The sequence below is a fragment of the Haladaptatus sp. DYF46 genome (assembly GCF_021083305.1).
Lineage (GTDB): Archaea > Halobacteriota > Halobacteria > Halobacteriales > Haladaptataceae > Haladaptatus.
Genome location: NZ_JAJFAY010000009.1, coordinates 90,938 through 107,778 on the forward strand (window position 1 = coordinate 90,938; position 16,841 = coordinate 107,778).

Here is a 16,841-nt window from a genome sequence, read left to right on the forward strand (position 1 = left end):
TCTTTCGAATTTCGTCGCTCTTATGGAGTCAAGTGAGAACGTTACATGCCGACCGTCGCGACCATCCAAGTTCGTCCGCGATCTCGCTCGTCATGTAGGGTTCGAGCGGTTTCATGATCTCCAAGACGGCCTCTTCGGTGTGTTCTTGGACATATTCTCCGCTCTCATTGCGTGGCCTCTCATCGTTCTCTGTCATATCTACCTCTTCATTTCCCGTGACGTGGACAGATTCTTTCACGGAATTTGTGGTTTTATAACCAGTTCCTTATAGAGAATAGGAGAGAAGAACATTCCTCTCGGGGAAATCAGATTTCACCGCGCTGCTGAGACAGCGCGGAAGTGGGCTTCTCACAAGCCAAGGGAGAAACCCGTGAGTACGAAATCGCCTACGCAACTTGAAGCTGACGAGACGACACAGAACCGTGCACAGGCCGGAGCAATTTTCATTCGATGTCGATTCTCAAACGACGACCTCGTCAACTATATAGGGACAACTTGCCCCCAGATTGACTGCTGGGTCGTGAGAATTGGAGATATCAAAAACTCCTGCAACGATTTCCATACGACGTAAGATCACCACCACTATGCATCTCTATTGAAAACGCGTCAAAAAATCGATGATCGAAACACAACAAGAAAAGGAGACGAAAGTGATGACCAACTAGATTCCAACGTAGTCAGTCCGTTTCAACTACCCTTGAAGCGAAGTACTGAGCAGGTTGAGTTCGCTGCTGAAGATGGACGCATCACCGCTGAACCGCCGCGTGTCCCCTTGGCTTAGGGACTGGCCACCTTGTTTGAACATGAACGTGGTGATCGAACCCTGCCCACCACCGCCATCGCCACCGAGCAGGTAGCGGATGATGTAGCCGTTGTAGTTGTCCGGCTGGCTGATCTCCGGCACGTTGCCGCCACCAGGCCGTTCGAGGAGGCGAACCGTTGTCGCTGCTTCCAACGAGTTCACGACCCGGAACTGCACGTTCGGGTGGTAGTCGTAGGTGTAGACCAGTACGTTGGTGGACTGTGCTGCCGCGGTGCCAGCACTCCCCAATCCCAATGCGAGCGCACCCGTCGCGAGCGCGCCTTTCTTCATGAACGATCGTCGATCATTCGACTCGATGTTGGTTCCGTCTTTTATTGTCTCTTCTGACATTCTTTAATTCTCCGGTCATAACTATGCTCATCTCCAGTATAAAGCACCCATAATGTTCAGAATTTCAACATACTCCTACTGTAAGCCCCCTGTTGGTAGTGGTGATTTCTGGTGTGGTATCGAGGATTACTAGCCTCCATTTCTCTCCCAAACAGCGGGAATCATCAAGGGTGAGTAAAGGACGCTGTAGACGAGCCCGGTATTCATGGGAAGTGATATTTACCCATGAAAGGATCGCCGAGATCGCGAGCGAGCCCGAGACAATTCTTCTTCCGATGCTCGCGGAGGCAGGGTTCATTGACTGGGATCGAGAGTCGGGGGAGATCCGCCGTGGGCCGAATTTTGAGGGGTTACGCCCGTTACTTGAGTTGATCGTGGTCCATCAGGACGAACTGCCCGATGGGCGGTTATTACGAACGAATTGGGTAGATTAGTGCTTTCCGACGCAAGCAGCACAGCGCACCACCGCAACGCATTCTGCAAACACATGGCCGCCGTCGAAACCGCAACCAAGGACGGAACACTTGACGCATTCCCATCGGACGACGAGCGTATCAGTGGCCCGCACACTGGCTACGACAAGTACGGCACCGTCGATCACACCTACTGGAAATGTGAAAACTGTGACGTGGAAGCCACCCGGAAGGACGCACTCACCGACTGTTGCTAACCCGTCTCCCTTTTTTCATTTCTGTCACGCCAAACAACGCTGTCCGATGTTGCCTAGCGAATGCCCAGCGAAAGCGCGGATACGACCGAACGCGACGACACGCCGATGACTGAGCGCGCCCTGCTTGACTGAGCACAAGCGCACGCGGTCGCTATCGCCTTGCATCGGATTGAGAGTGCGCAACGAGTTAGTATATCATACTAATCTTCGTGCTTTAATTCTCCAGTTATCTTGAGGCATTTTGGTTCGCTCTTAGTCATCGAGTGCATCGATGGACTCGAGATAGTCACGAATTTCGACTACGAACATTCGATAGCGCTCAAGATCCTGTAAGGCATTATAAACCGTGTCATGGTCGATAATTCGGCCATATGTATGTGAGAGTACGTTCCGGAATCGTGCCCCCTGTGCCATTTGCTCAGCTGTGGCGGGAGTCAGCACGCCGATTTCACCAAGCGCCCGCATCGATTCCGGATTACTTCGTGGTGGTTGCCCACGCTCATACTTTACGAGTTCTTCTCCAATATCGATCGATGCCTCGGTCATCTTCACAAATCTCTGCTCGACAATATCACGGGAATCGGAATTAGCCTTGTATGCTTGCCGACTCAATTGTTGCTTCCGCGCAAGAACTCCCAGACTCTCCTCGATAGTTTCAACTGCAGTCAGAATTCGATTGAGACGATCCGCTGGGAAGCCTTCTGTCGTCATCTCTCTTCCCGTGATCCATCGGTTGCTGGTACAGCCGACCCGCCAAGGTGTTGGTCGATCTTCCCAAGTGCGTCATCGAACCGATCACGCGGCGATCGATTGTCAAAGCCTCCATTCGTCACCTCGTGACGAAGCTCTTCGGCGTGCTGTTGGTCGCCGACGAGTAGGACACCCTCTTTAAAAATATTCTCCGCAATAGCCGGTGAGAGAGTGTGAACATCCACCAGATCTACATCATCGGTCCCAAGCGTGGCACTCAGGTCGGCACTCAGGCCGAAAAACGCCTCATTGTACGCAGGATCGGCCCGCTGTGTGATATTGAGTTCAACTGCAATGTCGATATCACTCTCTGAATGCAGCGTTCCTGTTGCGTGTGAACCGAAGAGGATTGCGAGTTGCACCGAATGCTCTCGGAGAACCGATTTCAATCGGTTGATTGGAAGAGAGTTATCGATGGAAGCTGTCTCGACGGTTCTCATTGTGGAATAGATACGCGCTAGGGACATATAAAAACCAAGCGTGAACCCATGGCAGCCGTTGTAGGCACCGCTACTGACGGAATACTCGATGCGTTCCCATCTGAGAACGAAGCTTATGTGGACAGATCCATGAGTGCGGAAAACAACTGCATCCCTTGAAGCTGCCGAGACGGCACAGAAACGCGCACAGACCGAACAATTCAGTTTCCAGATCGAGGCTCCCGGAATGGTCGAAGTGACCAACGAGAGCCACGACAATCCCACTGAACACCGATACTTCGTGACGCTGGACGACGTGACGGGCGACGCAATGGCCTGTACGTGCCCACACCACGTCCACCGGAGCGCATTCTGTAAGCACATGACGGGCGTTGAAGATGCCGCTGCTGACGGCGATCTTGACGTCTTCCCCTCGGAGGACAACGACGAGAGCGACGACGTTGAGGCTCCTAGCGACGACGAGAACAAGCCGCCGGAGGATTACGATTGTGACGGCCTTGGTGGCTTCCCGTGCTGGCCGTGCGTGAGAACGGGACGAAAAGAACTACCGAACTAACCACCGCTTCAACCCTTTTTATCCATGGCACGCCAATTGGCGTTCTCGGATACAGATAACTAGCGAACATTCGTAGAGTGTGATAATACGGCAACCAACAGTTCTACTGTTCATATTGTAATACTCAGCTCGAACACGAGTTAACAAAGAGTGCGATTTATGTTGGTGTCGGTATAGTTATGTCCTGAGCAGGGGGTTTCATGGCGGGAGAACATCACACGGCACAGACGCAGATTGAACCATGTGAGAACTGCAAGCGTGAGACCACACATACAGTTTCGATCGAGATCCGAACTGAAAGTATGAAACAAGAGAATACCGAGTTCTCGCGTGAACCATATCGAGTTGCAACGTGCCAGAAGTGCGGTGAGACAACAAGCCAACGAATGAACAACGTGTAATACTAGTAGCCTTTCACTAGCTATTCTCCGATCGCATTTCACGAAACAAGTTTCCGTCCCTGTGAACTCGCCCACGAGATCACACTCTTGCTGACCTGGAAGGCCTACCGATACCATGATTGAAACAATTCAGCGAAACCGTCCGGCACGTGATTCATTCACGCGTAGCAGTACCATGAGTTCGATGACACGAATCACAGAGCAACGTTTACCGCTGGGTGGATAGCTTCTACTCCACGTGCTGCGAGCGATTTACCGCATCAGAGGATGACTTGTTCATGAGGAAGTGGATACTGTTCGTCAGCACTTTTCTGTCGTCGGCAGTACTATCATCTCTTGACCCAGTTCATTTCAGTCATTACACCCCACAGATAGTGTTATTCAACCAATACTTATCCTCTTGTCCGCTGTTGAGAGCGGGTATGGTACCATCACCAGGATTTGACATCATTGGGATCGCTGGACCCCAGTGGACTGAATCCGAGCTTCAATCGCTCTCCAAGGAGTTAAAATCCCACGTCGGCGGCGATTTCACCTCCGCTGTTATCGGGGCCGAGACACTGATGCGAGTGTTCGGTGCGGATGACCCGTATCAACTACTCTCATTACCGAAATAGAGCTGTGACCCACGGAACAGCCGGTCTTTCTCGCATGCTCCAACCTCGGTTTAAATGTCCTTGTCCTGTCACAGTTCCAAATTGTCCACTTTCTCTCTGACAGCAATCGAATGACACACAACTAGGTTCATTCTCTGTTACTCATCTCCCGTCGTGATTTAGGCAGCCAAGAACAAATTGGCTGTACTCTCTTTTTCTGATGACCCACGTGATAGCGTGGAGGAGACCTAATACAATGACACAACACGACATCGTCACCAGTACTGTCCTACAAATCAGCGGCATTCCCGGATGGCTGCAAGACCCAATTTCGGGGTTCATCGCACTGCTCCCACGGCTCATTGGTGCACTTGTTATCCTGCTCATTGGCTGGGTGATCGGACGCGCCGTGGCGGCAGTTGTCCGACGAATTGCCGATCGAATTGAACTCGATCGAATGGTGCTCGATACACCACTCGGACGAATGTTGGGCGGCACCGAAAGTGCAGTGTCGGGTGCATTCGGCAAACTCGCTGCATGGTTCATCTATGCACTCGCGATTTTGGCAGCAGCAAACGTCCTCGCAATTTCGACACTTTCACAGTGGGTTGCGACAGCTGTCTCGTACCTCCCAGCACTAATCGCTGGTTTGTTGGTCATCATTCTCGGATTCGTGGTGGCTGATTTCATCGGCGATGCCATCATGCGAACGCGAGCAGCAACACATACTGCCTACACCAATTGGTTCGCGACGGGAACTCGACTATTCTTGTACTTCACCGCCATTGTCATTGGTCTCGACACGATGGGAATCGACGTCGGTATTCTCTATGTCTTTGGTCGTGCCCTTGCATGGGGATTCGCAGCCGCCATCGCTATCGGCGTGGGCGTCGCGTTTGGATGGGGTGGACGTGACTACGTTGCCGAGCATATCGGTGAATGGATGAGCAGTGCCCAGCAGGGAACTCCAAGCCCACAGCCAAGTGACGACGATTAAAACCCCTTCTGGAGGTTTTCATTTGTAGGTTTACTATGAAACCCTATTACTAGCAGGCGGAGTTGTCGAGAACGATAAATCCGCCCTCAATTCAGCGATCGTCGCTATAGAACGTCCTCAATTGTGGCGGCTTGCGTCAGACCATCGAATTTGGAGATGACCGCTCCATCATCGTCGAGAACGATTGTCGACGGAACGGACCGAGCACCGTACTCGTTGGCTTTGGCTGTCGCCTCCGTCGCATCGATTTTCTCGAACTGTACACTCGGTCGGTCCGCTGCCAGCGATTGAAGGATTTCTGCTTGCTGCGGGCACTGACCACAGGAGGGTGTCGAAAACTGGAGTATCTCTGTCATTGTTGTCCGTCTTCGGTCTAGCCAATCGATCCACCTTAATTGTTCTCTTGCTTGCTGGCTACCATGAAAATCACATATATTGTATAATATATCCGTCATACACACTTTTTACTGGAGGAATTGTATGGATGACGTGCAATGGACGTGCGGTATTTTCGTCCGACCGAGTCAGTCATGAGTTATCATCCGAATTTAGGTCCCGCTGTTCGAACGGCAGAACGGTACATTGACGGAGGAATGGATACGGCAGACGCGATCTCAGAAGCCGCGTTCGAACACGGAATCTCCCGGAATCTCGTCTATCGGGAATATATCGAATACATCGAATCATAGGGTTCAGAGGGTTCTACGGGGCTACCCCGTTATCCTTGGAGTGCATCATAACCAGAGAGTCGATGTACAGCCACTCTCGTCCATAAGCGCTAGCGACCAGTTTAAAATCTGGATGGTTAGAGCCAAGTCGGATCGATTTTTCAACTCCCAATGTTCTGGGGGTCGTCAATAACACAAAAAACGGATGGGGTGAGTCTCACTGCAGATGGCGCTATTGCATGGCGTATCGGATACCCGCTAAAACGAGCACAACTCCAGCGAAGGCTGCAGCAGTGACGAAGACTGTTCGAACCCCGAACGGATCGGCAATAACTCCGAAGAGGATCGGCGAGAGGAATTGTCCAACGTACCCGGCTATCGCCACGTAGGAACTGAACTGACCTTGTCTATTGGCAGGAATCAACTCCTCGACCCAGAGCAGGACGGTCGGAAAAACCAATCCCTGTCCCACGCCGAACAGCACAACCGGAAGAATTGCGAGAAGGGGTGATGTGGCAGCTGCGGCGAGACTGAAGCCGACAAGCCACAGTACAAGAGCTACACCAGTGAGCTGACGATAGTTGAATCGTCGCTTGATCCGGTCGTAGAAGTACGCGCTCACACCGCCGGCGATACCCAGCGCCGAGAGGTAGAGGCTGATGACGAACGACGACGACACTCCAAACCCAGCGAGTAACTGCGGATAGTAAACAACAATCGAGTAGAGCAGTGCATTCGTTGCAAAGTACAGCCCGTAGACGAGCGGTAAGAGCGGTGTTCGCTGGAATTCACGGATGACACCACTGATACCGCCGTTGTCGGGATCGTTCCCACCGCGAGTTGAATCCAACGTTGGCTCCGGGACGGTGAGATATGCGAGGACACCGAGTGGGAGGGCGAGCAGGTAGACGCCAAAGGGAAGATGCCACGAGATGGTACCAAGCACACCGCCGACAAGTGGCCAGACCGCGGCCCCGAGACTGTTTGCGCTTCCGCGCAGTCCCATCGCCTTATCCTGCCGTCTGCCAGCGAAGAGGTTGTAGATGAGCACCGTAATCGAAGTGTAGACGAATGCCACTGCGACACCGAGTACTGCTCGGGAGGCAAGAAGGACAACGAACGAATCAATAAATAACCCCGCTCCACCCGCGATAGCGTACAGGAGCAAGCCGAGAACGTACGGCTGGCGGGGACCATACCGATCGATGAGCGACCCCGCGATCGGACTCGTGAGAACGATGAATAGGCCGTGTGTCGTGATAATTAGTCCAGCGAGCGACCCCGAGACGCCGAGGCCGTTCTGGATGCCGTTGACGACCGGGCCGAGGATCGCACCTGCCATCACGGTCAACGTTCCCGATGCGATGATGACCCAGAGGGCAGTTTCCGGTGAGCGCGATAGCAACGACTCTTCCCCTCCGTGTCGATGTTTGGTCGGCGATTCGTCGGGCGGTTCGGTCATTGATGATCCTCTATCTCTGCTTCTATATCGACACCGAGATTCTCAGTGGCGACCTGCAACCCTTTCGCGAGCGTCGCTATTTCGTCGTCGCTGAGTCCCTCCACTAGTTCGGCGTCGATGGTCGTTTTCAGGTCCTCTATCTCCGACCGGATGGCTTCCGCGTCGTCCGTGAGATAGAGCAGCTTTCGCCGCTTGTCGTCGGGGTCAGGGTGGCACTCGACGTACCCTTTCTCTTCGAGTCGCCGGACGACGCGAGCGATGACTCCCTTGTTCAAGTGATGCCGCTCGACGATCGTCGTCTGTGAAATCCCTTCCTCGTTATACAGCGCGAAGAGGACACGGTACTCTCCCCGACCAATGCCGTATGGTTCAAGCCCGCGTTCGATACGGACACTCAATGCGCGCCCTGCGAGTGAGATTTTAGGGGCGATTTCTGTATCGGTCATAGGAAAAGTAGTTGCTGTAGCAACTTAATCGTGCCGATTAGTTGCCTCCGCAACTAAATACCTAGACGTCGAACCATGGTCTAGACAGTAGCTCATGACTGATCCCCCCATAAACGGAATTATAGTATCAATCATGTTGTGGAAGGCGTCGGTTACTGACCGAATTCTTATTTAAGTAGTTCTCGCAACAAGGAACAGATACGAGGGAGATTTTCACGGGTTGCAGTGTTCTGCGTGAGTCCGTTCTCTCACTCGTGCTTGGACTTTGAACCTGTTGTGAGTTAGTAGATCATACTAACCTTTATGTTTCCACTTCGCTTCGGTCTCTGAACGGCGCCAACGAGGCCAGGACAACCTCGTCGAAAACGCGCTCATCCTCGGACAGGGTGCCGCTGACCGAACGCAACGGGCGTCCAAATGAATCCCTTGGAAACGCAACCGCGCTGATCAACCGACGCCATCTCTGACCTGCGCATATGACAGATGAACGGATCCTCAGCTGCGTTGAATGTCAGTGGCAAACAAGTACACGCGAGCATTCGTCGCATGAAGTCAATCAGCGTGCAATACGGCATTTTCGTGCGACCGGGCATCAAGTAACCTCTCCATCGTGGGATTTCTATGACGTGGCTGATCCGTCTCGGCAGCCAGTACTGCAGTGTTCCTCGTGGTTTCTCCGTCGGTAGTCGTAATCCGGTCACGACGACCACGGAGAACGAGCGTGTTTGTCTCCCACCAATGGAGAGGGCGTTGAACGCAGACAATCGTGTCACCAAAACACGGGTCTTGTGCTCTTCGTCACGCAGAACACGCTCTTATCACGCATTCTAACCACGATCACCCACTCATTCCACTGTTGACTGTCACGCTCAACTCGACCGAATCTTCTAGTTTTTGCAACCGCTAGAATTGGGCGAACAGTATCGCTACCAATTGAACACAACGGTTTGATCGCTTTGTCCGCTTCGTACAAGGGGCCGGATCTTCGGCTACGGCCTCTGCTGCAGTGAATGAGCTACCTCCACCACTCGTGTCTGGATCTATCGATACCAATCAGCTATCGTACTCTCACAGGCGGTGCGTGAGCTGACCGGCATTAGTCCAGCCACGCAGTTTTCCGCTCTCTCGATCGTACTTAATGACATCGTGCTCGGCGAGGAGTGGCAAATGATCGCTCCAGACGGCCTCCGTAATCTCTTCGAAGAGTCGAGTTGATCTGTCTCCCGAGCATCCCTCCAATTCTTGGTAGGTGAGGTGTTCGATTAGCGATTCGATTTTGACCGGCCCGTCACATACCTGTAAATACGAAAGAATCACTCGTCGGCGCCGGTTCGAAAGCAATTCGTTGATTTCCGTTTCCGAAAGACTCCCGTCAGTTTCTTCGTTAGTGATGCCTTCGAGATTGTTGATCGTTTTTCCAGATATCATATGTATGACCGAATAACGTGTTATAACTGAGTTGCGTGGCCATTTTTCACGTCGGTGCCATTCATGCAATCTAAACACCCATGAACGCTGTTTTGATTGTCACCGAAGACACGTGCAAAATCACGCGTCACAAAGCTGCCACAGTTTTGACAGCGAGTGTCAGCGATTCGTGACTCTGGTTGGCGTGAGATGGTTGTCTGAGACATTATTTACTTTTTGTTCACATGTTGTTCGCGCGCTGTTTGGTTGTCGTACCACACTGCTGGCACTCTGTGACGCGGTAAGGCTCTCGAGAGAACGCTGCATTTGAATTGTCTTCGTTCTCGGTGATAATCTCGATCGTTATCTGGTGCGGTGTCATCGCGTTGCAGTTCTCACACTGTTCCCCGGAGTGGCTCTCGGCAGGTGATGTTGTTACCATGAGTTCTGGTAGTTCTGCAGGACTGCAGTGCATCCCAATCAGTTGCGCTTCGGTACAGGAAAATAGAACAAGTGGAAACCGTCTTTAAGTATGGGCTTTGAATGCAAGTCGTATTTAACCCGGGAGATAACACTATTTTGCCGCCATCGAGGATATTGCTTAAAAATCATGAAGTGTATACACCAACTTGCGTTGTTCCGCTGTGTTTGCTGTTGCAGGTGATCGGGTCAATACTCTTGATGACACGTGCTTGGAAGCGCACCGAATAACTGCTATTGGTAACTGGAGGACAGTCGGCCGGCAGAAACAGGGTGCCTACTCTGTTGTCAACCACCCCGCTTTTCAAGTGAAATTCAATATCATAGACAGTCGACATCTGCTATCTGGACAATCCACTACTATCACACCACAGTTCCGGAGTAAATCTACTGTACACTACCGTGAGACGCTCTCTTCTTCCATAATCACACTCGCTCTCACAGACAGTCCTAGTAGCTCACTCCTAATGACAGTCCTGCTGCTGTTCACGGAAAACAGTTCGTTGGCCTAAACCCGCCCACTTCCTAACTCGTTGCAACATGCTGGACAGTCCCTTGGCTGTCATCGGATACGCCCAACTCCTGCTAATGCAGAGATGACTGTCCCACGAGCTGCAACACTACCAACATCCATTGTAGACGGGCGCGTTAAGTCGTTTTAGTCATCGGTCTTCACCCGGAGAAACCGACGTGGCTGGCCTTTTCGATCTCGAATCCGTATCGTGGACGGAAGTTGCCAGAGTCGATACACGGTGGCAATGTCGGAGTCAACCCCCTGAATCGACCCAAACGTATTCGTCGCGAACACGACCACCCCAAGGAACCACACCATGGAGAACGGGACACTCAGGGCGATCACGACGAGCGCAACCTCATTGAGAACGACAAGCGGTGCCAGAGAAATTACAAGCTGTTCGTTACGTGTCTTAGTGCCTGCTGAGACAACATACGGTGTCAGGTCCCGTCGTTTAATGTCGATGCCAAAGGATACCTGACACCCATACCACCAGCCAACGAGCGCATGTAGCCATTCATGCAGCACAAAGGTCACGCAGACCGTGATGACTGGAACGATAGCCATCGCGAGCGTCTGGGTTGGAAAGAGGAGAAAGGCCGCCATGTCGATGAGCACAAACAGCGCCCATGCCACACCCACGGCTAGTGGGAAGAACGGCCCAACAGTCCACGATGGCTCAAACGGTTCGTAGGCGAGCCCCCTGTTCTGGGTCATGTGCTCATAGTATTCCTTCTGCTGTTCTTCCTCGGTCTAAGAGCGCTTACAGAATTCAAGACCAGTTATAGAGTATACTCAGTGAAGTCGACGCCATTTGTAGTCATTAACAAGTGTTCGGAGGCGGGTAGCACCACGGATGAGAATCCGCACTGCTCCGATAACCACTCCAATCATCGCACCAACAAAGACGGTTTGTTCGACGATTCCATAAAGGGGAAGAAGTCCTACTTGAGCACAAATGAGCAGTATCACTGCCGTGATCCAGAAAAAATATGCCCCGATGAGAAGGCGATACCGGAAGTACATGAGTTACCAATAAATTCATTACAAAATAAATATTTGCATAGCATCATCTTCTGGGGTAGGGGGACTGTTATCCCGACGTGCAACACCCGCGTTTACGTGAATTCTAGGTCCCCTGATCGATTGCCAAAGCCCGATCGAGTTGCCATTCGCAAGTTTGGAATCTACTCGTGCAACAGCGGCGCTTGCCATGGGATGTTGAATTTAACCGGCCCAATAGGAAGCCGGGCAGAGCTCGATCCGCTGGATGTTCTCTCTGGCGCTCGGTCACCTTTCACCCGTGCTGCTCGACCACGGGGTTCCTCTTCTCTCACTGATCGGGGGTTCCGGTGTCGTGTTCCTCCTTGGGGTTCGCCCTCTCGATACTAGCTGGGGTTCCACCCTGCTGTAGCAGCCTGGGATTTTTCTCTGTTGTGCTGTCGTTGATCGATACCCGCGGTAATTCCTTCTCTAGTTCTTGTTGTAGATTCCTCAACTGAGCTCTCATATGGGATTCAGCTGGTCGAACCAGAAATGGGATTCAGATGTAGCACTCCATTGTGGGATTTCAGGTGTGTCGTCTCATGTGGGATTCACCCTTGCTGATGCTGTTGGCTGTTTGTCTCTGATTGGTGCTGCTCGAGTTCAGCTTTGCTCGCCCTGCTCGGCTGATCGACCGTCGTCTTGACTCATTTCACCACACCGGACTTCCGCTGTAACACTGCCTCTGTTTTGTTGCCTGCTGGCTTCCCCTCTCGCTGAGAACTATAATATATTTGCCATTAGTGTATAGCTGCTGACTGCTGTTGCTCTATATGCTGAACTTGATCTGACCTCTCCTCGTTGCCTTCCACTTTTGCTGTCTCGCTTTCGGTTTCTCGATCGCTGTTCTCCCTGTTCCTATCCTTGACATTTCCACCGGCTGTAGCACCCTTGGAACACCACTTTCTCGTTCTCTATTGGATACCACCCTGCTGTTATTCTCGGCTGATTGCTGTCGCTCCTCACTTCTTGTATCACTCTACTGATTCCCTCCTGAACCCCCTCTTTTCTCGACTCAGTTGAACCCCTTCTTTCTTGTTCTCGTCCTGTTGTCTGCTGTTTGCTCTTCCTGTTTTTCCCCTTGCTGTTCGCCTAGTTCTTGTCGCTCTGCTGTTCTCAATTCAATATCCACTTTTTGATACTTCTTCGATTTCTGCTTGGCTGTTGCTCTGGTGAATCCCCCCTGTATCGAACTGTACTCTGGTCGGTCTGTCGCTCTCAGTTGAATCCCTGATTGCTTGTTCCTGGTTGAATCCCTTCTGTGTCGTTTGTGTTGGTTGTCGGCCTTTGTCGACCTCGGCTTTGTCTGATTTCAATTATTTATTTTTTTTCTGGTGTGCCTCGCTTGGTTGGTATCCAGATTGTGTTTCGTAACGGGTGGTGTTCCCGTCTATTGTTATTGTGCTTCCTTTTAATACCCTCAATACCCCCTACTAACACCCCTTATTGTGGCATGTATTTTATAGCCGTCAAATTAAGGCCTATATTTGAGGGCATTGGTTTTATGTATATAGATATGTGATAGGTAGATATGGTTGATTCTCGGCCAGACTTTAATTCGAATCTCGACTGGATTTCACGCCAGATACTCGCGGCCATCCATGAGTCAGATGGGACCGCCGATACGAGTGAGATCAAGGCGATCACAGGTGTCACCGAGGGAACCAAGGTGCCATATCGACTCAAGAACAAGTTGGCTCCCGACTTCGTTGATCTGATGCAGCCCGAGATGACTGATGATGGTCAGATACCACCCAAGGTTGCTACCCTCACAGCCGACGGAGAAGACCTAGCTGAGGCGATTGTCGAAGAGGAGTTTGACACTGCTGATCTCTCAGATGACTTAGAGAATGTGAAGGCGGATGTCTCTCGGTTAGCCGCTCGGGTTGACGACCTGGAGAACGGGAGCGAGTCAACAGTGGCAGTACAGAGTGAAGATGTCGATTTGAATGAACTAAACCGAGGAGTCGAGAAGCTGCTGGAGCAGATGACGATCATGAACGACTATCTCAACGAGAAGCATGATGGGGAATTGCGGGAGTTTGCAGAAGAGAAAAATCCCGACCCGTCTCTGGGTTAAGTCAGGATATTGAAACGGTCTGAACCGTCCTCATCCTCGTCTGATTGACTCTCGTTCATGGTCGGTTCTGCATCGCTCGATTCGGTTGGTGATTCAGTGCTTACCTCTGCCTCACTCCCCGTTGGTTCAGTAGCAGCCAGTTCTTCAGTTATTTCATCGTCCGTATCTGCGGGCTGCTCTGCTGGCTCTGTGTCGTTCGATTCATCCGATGGCTCATCATCTGGTTCTGATGCCGGGTCCGTTCTCTCTGCTGCTGGGCCTGCCTCTTGCTCCGGCTGTTGATCGTCGCCGCCCTCGTTGTCACTTGTCTTCTCGCCGGTCTGCTCATCACCAAACAGTGGTCGAATCTCACCCCGCTCGTAGCGCTGCGGCTCGTCGTAGGTGTCGTTGTCGTCATCCGGGAAAATGACGAACTCAAAATCATCCTCGATCGGCATCCGACTGAATTCTACCTCGGGCAAGTATGGACGTGGAACTTTCTTCCACTCGTCTGCCCATTCCTCTTGACTGCCGTAGGTGCGCTCGGTTCCGTTGTGGTAGATCGTATAGGTCCGCTCACCCGGATCGTAGTGATAGTAGGCGGGAAACTGCGCCTTGTCGGCGGCCTGCACGCCATCGGTGCCGATGAACCGGGCATACTCCTCGTTTGTCTGGGTGTGAACTAAGACGATCTCATTGCCCTCTTCCCGCCACTGCACCGTATCACTATCCTTGTTCAGACCGTCTACAGCGGGTCGGAGTGCGTATCGGTTCGCTTCCGGCTGGACTGCTTCGCCCATATTGAAGAACACCCGATTCCCGTCAGTGCCTTCGCTTGCACAGGTCAGTGCCGAGTAGTCTGTTTCAACGCCTCGCCCCCGCCCGGTCGTCTTGTAGATGATCCGTTCGCCCCGGCGCGCCCAATACTCGAACGTGCCTTTCGATGCCGTTGCGTCCTTGGTTGTAAACACGCATTTCCGGTTGTCGTCAATGGCTTTACGCAGATTCGTGAGCGTTTGCATCGGCCGTTGAATCGTGGTCGTCTCGGCTTCAATGCTGATGTGCTGGCCGTTAGAGAACTCGTAGAGGTCTCCATAGCGATTGATTAGCTCCTCGCGCTTCTCCTCGATCTTCGGGAGGGTTGGCTCGGCTGTTGGATCAATCGGGAGGTCCGCAACACCATCGGGAAGTTCACCGCCTTCGTCCTGGCTCGGTAACGAAACCCGACAGCCTAACCGGGTGAACGCTTTGAATGACTCACCAAGCACCCAGCGGTGATCTTCACCGCCACCGCTGCCGCCCTTGCCGGTGTCCTGCTCGAACAGTTTCGTGTGACCCTGCTCGGTAAGTGACGCCATGACTTTCCCGTCTGCTCGCTGCGTCTCGACCAATCCACCCAGCTTCTCCACCACGAGATTCGTGAACGCCGGGTAGTTATCGTAGTTCGTCCGCCGTTTACACTCGGCTTCGATCTCCCGTACCGAGACGCTACCCATCCCGTCGCCGATCCGCTCGACCGCCGCCACAAAGAGCGCTTCCAACACGTCCTTGTCCGTCAGTTCGTCCGGTGCCTGCTCACTGTCTTGCTGCTCTTCAACGGTCGTTTCAAGTGCCTCACCTAGGCTGCCGAACTGGAGGTTTTGTTGTATCTCCTCGTCCGTCTGTGGTATCCGTCCGTACTGATCGAGCGAGGTCCGGATCACCTCGTCTACTTCGTCCTCGGAGCGGAGTGGCGGGTAGGGTGGGAACGTATGGAGTTTGAGCGGGTCACTGTACCCGCCACTATTCAGGGGCACACGCGTCCAAATCCGGTAGTTCTCCGTCTCTATGAGGTCTTCAACCTCGTACCCCCGGAATTTCTTCATAAGCGGCCGGGCGTCATCATCATCATTCACCCGGAACGCCATGAGGTTGTTACAGTTGTTCTCAACCGCTTTTAACACTCCAGCTTTCTTGAGTTGGGTGGGATACTGACAGGCTAACGTAACCGAGAGTTTCATCGAGCGGGCCCGCGCGAGCATGTCCTCCACGTCTAGATTCTCATTCAGCACTTTGTCCGACTCGTCGAAGATGGCAAAGAACGGTTCGCGCTCCTTGCCATCGAAGGATTTGTTCTGGACTGCGGTCCAAATGGGACGCATCGTCCCGAGTGAAATCATCTGCTTAATATCGTCATTCGTGACGGGGGTGCGGACGATGACAATTTTGTTGTCGTTGATGATCTCCTCAAAGTCGATCGTCGATGAGCGACACGCGGCAATACGTCGGATGATGCCGTTTTCGACCCACGATTTGATCCGTTTGAGCAACGGTCGCACTTCATCGTCTTCCATCTCCGCGATTTCATTGACGAACTCGGCTACAAACGGATCCTCAACTTCTTGGGCGAACTGCTCGCGGCGCTGCTGATTGAGCAATACAAAGTAGAAGTCGATGATCGAATAGTAGTCCTGGGGATGGTCAGCCTCCACGTTGTGCCGGAGCATTGCCCGGCCCATCGATTCAGTAATCGACTCCATGTTGATTCCCCAATACTCGTCATTATCGAAAATCGCTTTTAACACCTCCAGGCGGTCTTCAATCGCCCGTTCCCGTTCGGCGTCGGTGTCGCACTCGGGCACGTCGAGGAAATTGATCGCGACGGTTTTTTCGAACTCGTCGCTCCCTGGCTCAATCCACACAACATCATCTAGTCGATGCTCGGGGAGCATGCGCAACAACTCACGGGAATCCTCGGCTTTCGGGTCGAAATAGACGAAGCCATGGCCCGCATACGCGAGTTGTACCATCTGATTGAGCAACAGAGTCGTTTTTCCCGCACCAGTGGTGCCGACCACCCAGAGGTGTTGGAACATATCTCTGAACGGGAAACCCGTCGCGGTGTAGCCCTGCTGGGCAGAGACGTTGTATCCAGCCCAGATCGGTGACTGAGAATTCTCATAGCCATCTTCAATCCCCCGTCGAATCCGCTCACTCGCCACGAGGTCGTACTCTCGGTCTGGGCTCGTGCTTGGGGTCTTCGTCGCCACGTAGGTGCCACCCTCCCGAATGTGGTCTTGTGGGTCGATCTGGTAGGGTTCGCCCGTGAGTGACTGCAGTTCGTCGGGTACGTCGTTCACCTCGTCTGTAGCCGGTTCGTCTGCTGCTGGCTCGTCGTCTGAATTGAAGTTGAATAGTGACATGGATGGGTTGGAAATG

16 protein-coding genes are annotated in these 16,841 nt (G+C 52.6%); 6 read left to right on the plus strand and 10 right to left on the minus strand.

The annotated features are described in order from the left end of the window. Window positions 1-28 precede the first annotated feature (28 nt). Both LJF34_RS25770 and LJF34_RS25775 read right to left on the minus strand, forming a co-directional pair. Window positions 29-196 carry a hypothetical protein gene (locus LJF34_RS25770; RefSeq protein WP_231189020.1) on the minus strand — a complete coding sequence of 56 codons (168 nt, stop codon included), beginning with the start codon at window positions 194-196 and terminating at the stop codon, window positions 29-31. Window positions 197-691: 495 nt separating this feature from the next. Beyond that, on the minus strand, window positions 692-1,153 hold the full coding sequence (locus tag LJF34_RS25775) for a twin-arginine translocation signal domain-containing protein (RefSeq protein WP_231189021.1): 462 nt from the start codon (window positions 1,151-1,153) through the stop codon (window positions 692-694). 433 nt (window positions 1,154-1,586) lie between these two features. Here LJF34_RS25775 and LJF34_RS25780 point away from each other — a divergent pair, with 433 nt between their 5' ends. Then, window positions 1,587-1,823, plus strand: a complete 237-nt coding sequence (locus LJF34_RS25780) for a hypothetical protein (protein ID WP_231189022.1) — start codon at window positions 1,587-1,589, stop codon at window positions 1,821-1,823. Window positions 1,824-2,075: 252 nt separating this feature from the next. On the opposite strand, the gene LJF34_RS25785 is transcribed toward LJF34_RS25780, so the two are convergent. Both LJF34_RS25785 and LJF34_RS25790 read right to left on the minus strand, forming a co-directional pair. Beyond that, a complete protein-coding gene (locus LJF34_RS25785) occupies window positions 2,076-2,534 on the minus strand; it encodes a HepT-like ribonuclease domain-containing protein (protein WP_231189023.1) in 459 nt (152 codons plus the stop codon). After that, window positions 2,531-3,013, minus strand: coding sequence for a nucleotidyltransferase domain-containing protein (locus LJF34_RS25790; protein WP_231189024.1), 483 nt, complete (start codon window positions 3,011-3,013; stop codon window positions 2,531-2,533). The genes LJF34_RS25785 and LJF34_RS25790 overlap by 4 nt, the downstream gene beginning before the upstream one ends. Window positions 3,014-3,146: 133 nt before the next feature. Here LJF34_RS25790 and LJF34_RS25795 point away from each other — a divergent pair, with 133 nt between their 5' ends. The 4 genes from LJF34_RS25795 (at window position 3,147) to LJF34_RS25810 (ending at window position 5,563) form a co-directional block, all read left to right on the plus strand. After that, window positions 3,147-3,569: an SWIM zinc finger family protein gene (locus LJF34_RS25795; RefSeq protein WP_231189025.1), complete on the plus strand. Its 423-nt coding sequence runs from the start codon at window positions 3,147-3,149 to the stop codon at window positions 3,567-3,569. A 200-nt stretch (window positions 3,570-3,769) separates the two neighbouring features. Further along, window positions 3,770-3,970 carry a hypothetical protein gene (locus tag LJF34_RS25800; RefSeq protein ID WP_231189027.1) on the plus strand — a complete coding sequence of 67 codons (201 nt, stop codon included), beginning with the start codon at window positions 3,770-3,772 and terminating at the stop codon, window positions 3,968-3,970. A gap of 422 nt (window positions 3,971-4,392) precedes the next feature. Further along, window positions 4,393-4,587 (plus strand): hypothetical protein, encoded by a 195-nt coding sequence (locus tag LJF34_RS25805; protein ID WP_231189029.1) that lies wholly within the window; start codon window positions 4,393-4,395, stop codon window positions 4,585-4,587. A gap of 235 nt (window positions 4,588-4,822) precedes the next feature. Then, the gene (locus LJF34_RS25810; RefSeq protein WP_231189031.1) at window positions 4,823-5,563 is read left to right on the plus strand and encodes a hypothetical protein; all 741 of its coding nucleotides are present in this window, start codon (window positions 4,823-4,825) and stop codon (window positions 5,561-5,563) included. Between the two features lie 104 nt (window positions 5,564-5,667). On the opposite strand, the gene LJF34_RS25815 is transcribed toward LJF34_RS25810, so the two are convergent. The 5 genes from LJF34_RS25815 to LJF34_RS25835 form a co-directional block, all read right to left on the minus strand. Then, window positions 5,668-5,919 carry a thioredoxin family protein gene (locus LJF34_RS25815; protein ID WP_231189032.1) on the minus strand — a complete coding sequence of 84 codons (252 nt, stop codon included), beginning with the start codon at window positions 5,917-5,919 and terminating at the stop codon, window positions 5,668-5,670. Between the two features lie 544 nt (window positions 5,920-6,463). Beyond that, window positions 6,464-7,573, minus strand: coding sequence for an MFS transporter (locus LJF34_RS25820; protein ID WP_231189034.1), 1,110 nt, complete (start codon window positions 7,571-7,573; stop codon window positions 6,464-6,466). A 116-nt stretch (window positions 7,574-7,689) separates the two neighbouring features. Beyond that, the gene (locus tag LJF34_RS25825; RefSeq protein ID WP_231189036.1) at window positions 7,690-8,139 is read right to left on the minus strand and encodes a MarR family transcriptional regulator; all 450 of its coding nucleotides are present in this window, start codon (window positions 8,137-8,139) and stop codon (window positions 7,690-7,692) included. Between the two features lie 1,068 nt (window positions 8,140-9,207). Continuing rightward, entirely contained in the window at window positions 9,208-9,567 is a 360-nt protein-coding gene (locus tag LJF34_RS25830) for a hypothetical protein (RefSeq protein WP_231189040.1), read from the minus strand. A 1,117-nt stretch (window positions 9,568-10,684) separates the two neighbouring features. Beyond that, the gene (locus LJF34_RS25835) at window positions 10,685-11,257 is read right to left on the minus strand and encodes a DUF3267 domain-containing protein (protein WP_231189041.1); all 573 of its coding nucleotides are present in this window, start codon (window positions 11,255-11,257) and stop codon (window positions 10,685-10,687) included. A gap of 1,858 nt (window positions 11,258-13,115) precedes the next feature. Here LJF34_RS25835 and LJF34_RS25840 point away from each other — a divergent pair. Continuing rightward, complete coding sequence (locus LJF34_RS25840; RefSeq protein ID WP_231189044.1) at window positions 13,116-13,664, plus strand: hypothetical protein; 549 nt, start codon at window positions 13,116-13,118, stop codon at window positions 13,662-13,664. On the opposite strand, the gene LJF34_RS25845 is transcribed toward LJF34_RS25840, so the two are convergent. After that, complete coding sequence (locus LJF34_RS25845; RefSeq protein WP_231189046.1) at window positions 13,661-16,825, minus strand: type IV secretory system conjugative DNA transfer family protein; 3,165 nt, start codon at window positions 16,823-16,825, stop codon at window positions 13,661-13,663. The genes LJF34_RS25840 and LJF34_RS25845 overlap by 4 nt on opposite strands. Window positions 16,826-16,841: the final 16 nt, after the last annotated feature.